The 243-nt window shown below is 42.4% G+C and carries 1 protein-coding gene; it reads left to right on the top strand.

Features of this window, described 5'->3' with window-relative positions; translation table 11 throughout:
• The coding region (locus AAEY62_RS24265; protein WP_350637027.1) for a glycosyltransferase at window positions 1-243 on the top strand (243 nt) is incomplete at both ends.

Raw genomic sequence — 243 nt, forward strand, 5'->3', positions numbered from 1 at the left:
CGAGAAGTATCAAGCCCAATCAATATTTTAGTGGTAGGCGGCTCATTAGGGGCGCAAGTACTTAATACAACTTTGCCTGCTGCGTTTGCAGAGCTGGGTAATACCAATGCTATAAGTGTTTGGCACCAAACGGGTAAAGGGCACTTAGGCAGTGTTGAAGCTGCTTATAAGTCGCATAAATTTAGCACTGAAAATACAAAAGTAGCTGAATTTATAGATGATATAGACACAGCTTACGGCTGG

Source organism: Pseudoalteromonas sp. GW168-MNA-CIBAN-0100, from assembly GCF_040309225.1.
GTDB lineage: Bacteria > Pseudomonadota > Gammaproteobacteria > Enterobacterales > Alteromonadaceae > Pseudoalteromonas > Pseudoalteromonas arctica.